Source organism: Sphingomonas sp. CCH10-B3, from assembly GCF_001556185.1.
GTDB lineage: Bacteria > Pseudomonadota > Alphaproteobacteria > Sphingomonadales > Sphingomonadaceae > Sphingomonas > Sphingomonas aquatica.
The window spans coordinates 1-4598 of the sequence record NZ_LSIJ01000040.1 but is presented as its reverse complement, the minus strand read 5'-3'; the positions used below and the strand labels follow the sequence as shown (position 1 = coordinate 4598).

Annotated in this window: 3 protein-coding genes; 1 reads left to right on the top strand and 2 read right to left on the bottom strand. The window is 62.6% G+C overall.

Annotation, left to right across the window (positions count from 1 at the left end; translation table 11 throughout):
- Positions 1-110: 110 nt before the first annotated feature.
- Together AX672_RS07810 and AX672_RS07805 are read right to left on the bottom strand one after the other, a co-directional pair.
- Positions 111-896 carry an SDR family NAD(P)-dependent oxidoreductase gene (locus AX672_RS07810; protein ID WP_066114998.1) on the bottom strand — a complete coding sequence of 262 codons (786 nt, stop codon included), beginning with the start codon at positions 894-896 and terminating at the stop codon, positions 111-113.
- On the bottom strand, positions 893-1444 hold the full coding sequence (locus AX672_RS07805; protein ID WP_004213210.1) for a recombinase family protein: 552 nt from the start codon (positions 1442-1444) through the stop codon (positions 893-895). Before AX672_RS07805 ends, AX672_RS07810 begins: the two co-directional genes overlap by 4 nt.
- A 139-nt stretch (positions 1445-1583) precedes the next feature.
- On the opposite strand from AX672_RS07805, the gene AX672_RS07800 reads away from it, so the two are divergent.
- Positions 1584-4541: a Tn3 family transposase gene (locus AX672_RS07800; RefSeq protein ID WP_066650597.1), complete on the top strand. Its 2958-nt coding sequence runs from the start codon at positions 1584-1586 to the stop codon at positions 4539-4541.
- Positions 4542-4598 lie beyond the last annotated feature (57 nt).

Genomic DNA, 4598 nt, shown 5'->3' with positions numbered 1-4598 from the left:
GGGGTGACTACACGAAAGTGACGTATCTGCACGCTAAGGGCGAACAAATCCGGTACGATGCCAGCAGATGCTATTCGCAGGCTTTCCTGCCCCTTTTATGTGGTGCCGCCCTACGGGCGCCGATATGGGAGGGCGGCAATCCGATTGACCAACGATCGAGGTAGAACCCTGCTCGCCAAATATGTGAGCTGGTTGCCCATCCCCGGTATGGCGAAGGATTGCCGATAAACCAGAGCGTGGACTGCATGGGCCGCGCACCGGTCAACGTCCATCGAACCCAACCTCCCCCACTTCAAATCGCTGAGGGCAGCCATGTCTGTGTCGATTCCACCGGGTGCAAAAGACCCAACACTCACTCCCGTCCCGGCAAGCTCCACGGAAAGCGCTCGCATGAGGGTGCTCACATAGGCTTTCGACGCGCCGTAGACCGCTTGGAAGGGCACGGATGTTTCGCCCGCCAGGCTCGACACGGCGATTACTGAGGATTCAAACGGCTGCTCCCTGAAAATCGCAATCAGGCGAGCCAGCAAATCCGTGAAACCGAGTATGTTTGTTTCAATTACCTCGGCATAAGTGTCGGCACGGCCTGCATCAAATGAACCAACGCTCGTCATTCCGGCAACCAACAAAGCGGCTGTTACTTGCAATTCTGCAACCTTAGCCGCGATTTTCTCCCTGCCCTCGATTTCACGTTGATCAGCCACTATAATCTCGCACGGCACATTGAACCGCTCGTCAATTTCGGTCTGTAGCTCCCGCAAGTTGTCGAGCCTTCGTCCAACAATCAGGGGCTTGGCCTGGTACGATGCCGCCAAGCGGAGGGCGGACGCTCTGCCCAAACCGGTCGAAGCCCCTGTGACCAGCACCCACGAGTTCTTGATCGCCAGCGGTTTCACGCGTTTTCCAGAGCCTTGTATAGGGCGGTTTTGCCGATCTTGAGCCGGGCCGCCGCCTCACGAACAGTGAGGCCCGCTGCGATATGCGCCCGCGCTTTACGTAGTTTGTCGGGGGTAACGACAGGCCGGCGACCACCCTTGTTGCCCCGCTCGCGTGCGGCCTTGAGGCCGGCATGAGTGCGTTCACGGATCAGGTCACGCTCGAATTGGGCCAGCGAGCCGAAGATGTTGAACACCAGCATGCCGCCCGAAGTGGTGGTGTCGATATTCTCGGTGAGTGAGCGGAACCCGATGCCGCGCGCCGCAAGCTCGCCGACCTTCTCGATCAGGTGGCTCATCGAGCGGCCGAGGCGGTCGAGTTTCCAGACCACCAGCGTGTCGCCGGGGCGCAAATAGGCGAGCGCTTCGGTTAGGCCAGGCCGATCGGCTTTTGCCCCGGATGCGTGATCGTCGAATATACGGTCGCACCCGGCAGTGTTCAGCGCGTCAAGCTGGAGCGACAGCTTCTGGTCTGCGGTCGAGACGCGCGCATAGCCGATCAGCGCCACATGATGCCCGATCCTGTCCGTTTTCCCGTCATTATGCGATCTTGTCCGAATCGCCGTTACAGGTCCAGAGTTAACGGACATATTCCTGTTGGCCGCCAGAGGACCGTCTGACGGACACGCAAAGCGAAGGAGATGATGCTTGGCGAGACGGCGACTGGTGAGCCTGGAAATCTGGGCGAGGCATTATGGCGCGCCGCTCGATGAGCGCGAGATCGCGCGTCATTATACGCTGACCAGCGACGACCTGGAAATTGTCGGCCGCCGTCGCGGCGATGCCACCCGGCTCGGCTATGCGATGCTCATGCTATATATGAGATGGCCTGGCCGTGCGCTGGAAGCGGGCGAAGTCCCGCCCGCTCCTGTGCTCGCCTATGTGGCGCAGCAACTCGGCGTCGGGCCGGCAGCCTTCGCGGATTATGCCCATCGGGACCAGACCCGTCGCGAGCATCTCGTCGAAATCCGACGATCGCACGGGTTCAGGATTTTTGACCGCAACGCTTTCCGTGAAGTTGTCGCCTTCTCGGTCCCAATCGCGCAGACCATCATACACCCCGGCCAGATGGCAGACGTCATCGTCGATGAACTCCGGCGCCTGCAGATCCTCCTGCCTTCTCCGTCGATTCTCGAAGCGGTGCTGCGGCGGGCGCGCCAGCAAGCCGAACAGCTTACCTATGAAGTGCTCACGAATGGCCTGCTGCCTGACACCCTTCAGGGCCTGGACGATTTGCTGGCCCGACGACCGGGGCAGGTCGCGACATGGCTATCCTGGATGCGCAATGCGCCACAATCGCCGGCAGCGCGCAACATCCTGCGCCTGATCGAACGGCTCGCCTATATCCGCGCGCTGGGCCTCGATCGCGCCCGTGCCGACATGATCCCGGCTTTGACTTTTGACAGGCTGGCGGACGAAGGCAGCCGCATCACACCCCAGCACCTTGGCGAACTCAATGCCCTGCGCCGCCATGCGACGCTGGCGGCAACCGGCATCCGGCTTGAGGAAAGCCTGACCGACGCCACCCTGACGATGTTCGACAAGCTGTTGGGCAGCATGGCGCGCCGCGCCGAGAACCGGACCCGCGACAAAGCCCTCAAGACGGTGCGCGAGTTGCAAGGCCACCTCCGGACGCTCACGGGGTCTTGCCGCCTCCTCATCGACGCGCGCAGCAAGGGCGTGGATTCTCTGGCGCAGATCGAGGCGCTGGACTGGCAGCACTTCGCCGTGGCCGTCGAGCAGGCCGAAGTGCTCGGGCGACCGGAAACCGTCGATCGCACCGCCGAATTGATCGAGCGGCATCGGACGGTGAAGCTCTTTGTCGGCGCTTTTCTCAACGCCTTCGAGTTTCGCGGCGCCGGCGCGGTTCAGGGGCTCCTGTCAGCGCTGGCCATCATCGCGGAGCTATATCGGACCGGCAAACGGCGCTTGCCTGATCGCGTGCCGCTACGCTTTGTGCCGCCCGCATGGCGCCCGTTCGTCCTGCGGGATGGCATCGTTGATCGTGCCGCTTATGAACTATGCGCCTTGTCGCAACTACGCGAGCGGTTGCGAGCCGGGGATATATGGGTCGCGGGAAGCCGGCAGTTTCGCGATTTCGACAGCTATCTCATACCGCCGGCGACCTTTGCGGCGCTGCGCGAGAAGGGGCCGTTGCCGCTCGCCATCGAAACGGATTTCGAGCGCCATATCGAGGAACGGCGCACCAGGCTCGACACGGCGATCGAGCAGGTAACGGTCCTTGCACGGCAAGGGGAGCTGCCCCAGGTTAAGCTTGACGAAAACGGTCTCATCATCTCGCCGCTGAAGGCGGCAACACCGCCCGCCACCGAGATTGCCCGTCGCGCCGCCTATGATCGACTGCCGCGCGTGAAGATCACCGATCTTCTGCTGGAGGTCGATGCCTGGACCGGGTTCAGCGAATGCTTCATCCATCGTCGTTCGGGCCGGGAAGCCGACGATCGCAATGCGCTGCTCACGGTCATCCTCGCCGATGGCATCAATCTCGGCCTCACACGCATGGCGGAAACCTGCCGGGGCGCAAGTCTGCGTCAGCTCGCCCATCTTCACGACTGGCACATCAGCGAAGCCGCCTATGGCGAAGCGTTGGGAAGGCTGATCGACGCCCATCGCGCCATGCCGCTCGCCGCGCTGTGGGGAGACGGCACCACTTCGTCGAGCGACGGACAGCAATTTCATGCCGGGGGCCGTGGGGCCGCGATCGGCGACATCAACGCGCGCAGCGGCAACGAACCAGGCGTTGCCTTCTACACCCATGTCTCGGATCGATATGACCCCTTCGCAAGTCGGGTGATCGCGGCGACCGCTGGCGAAGCGCCCTATGTGCTGGATGGCTTGCTGTATCACCAGACCGGCCTGACGATCGAGGAGCACTACACCGATACGGGCGGGGCATCGGACCATGTGTTCGGCCTCATGCCCTTCTTCGGCTACCGCTTCGCGCCGCGCCTGCGCGACATCAAGGAGCGTCGTTTACACCTCCTTCCCGGCCAAGAATCCGGCCCCTTGCTTGCCGGCATGACGGCCGAACCGATCGCATTGGGTCATGTCGCGGCGCATTGGGACGAACTGCTGCGGTTCGCCACGTCGATCCGCACCGGCACCGTCACTGCTTCGGCAATGCTGCGCCGCTTGTCCGCCTATCCGCGACAGAACGGACTGGCCCTCGCACTACGCGAGCTGGGCCGCCTCGAACGCTCCATTTTCATGCTCGACTGGCTGCGCGACATCGACCTGCGCCGGCGCACCCAGGCGGGCCTCAACAAAGGCGAAGCCCGCAACGCGCTCGCCCGCGCGCTCTTCTTCAACCAGCTCGGCGAACTGCGCGATCGTCGGTTCGAGAACCAGACCTATCGCGCCTCCGGCCTCAACCTGCTCGTCGCCGCCATCATCTTGTGGAACACTCGCTATCTCGAAATGGCGCTGGCGGACATCGGCACAGCCGACGAAATCGCACGCCACATCGCGCCATTGGGCTGGGAGCATATCTCGCTGACCGGTGACTATAGCTGGAATGTTGAAGATCAACCCGATCCGGACGCCTTGCGACCGCTGCGCGCCGTCAACTCCCTACTTGCCGCGTGACGTTCGCTATCCGTTCGCCCTTTCCGTGCAGATACGTCACTTTCGTGTAGTCACCCC